This window comes from Microvirga sp. Mcv34 (assembly GCF_024519725.1).
Taxonomy (GTDB): domain Bacteria; phylum Pseudomonadota; class Alphaproteobacteria; order Rhizobiales; family Beijerinckiaceae; genus Microvirga.
Window position 1 is genome coordinate 1 of the sequence record NZ_JALJRK010000284.1, and the last position, 459, is coordinate 459.

At 57.3% G+C, this 459-nt stretch carries 1 pseudogene; it reads left to right on the forward strand.

Annotated elements, in window-relative coordinates:
- Window positions 1–367: pseudogene (locus OC446_RS30625) on the forward strand (IS3 family transposase); the annotation flags it as partial.
- Window positions 368–459: the final 92 nt, after the last annotated feature.

A 459-nucleotide genomic window follows, 5' to 3' on the forward strand; every position in this document is an offset into this window, starting at 1 on the left:
ATGCTCATCGCAACCTCCTCCTTCAGGGTGTTGCGACGACTGTTTGAATCCGTCCAATACTGTTCGATCGAGTATCAGGCCGAGCTGGGGAAGCACGGCATCCGGATCTCGATGTCCGGGAAGGGAAACTGTTACGATTGTGAGAATGTCAGAGCCGCCTGGAGGGCCTGGCCCTTGTTATGACGCGGTGGTCGAGACCTTCTTCAAGAGCTTGAAATCCGAGCTGGTCTGGCGCACCGTCTTCCAAACCAGAGCCGAGGCCAAGCAGGCGATCGGCCGTTAGATCGACGGCTTCTACAACCCCGTCCGGCGTCATTCGACGCTCGACTATCTCAGCCCGGCTCAGTTCGAAAGGCTCGCCGGATAGCTAACGAACCGCTCTCCACTCAATCGGAGCAAATCCAGTGCGGTCGATGGCCACAAACAGATAGAGCTTTCCTTGGGCGGTCTGCACTTCAG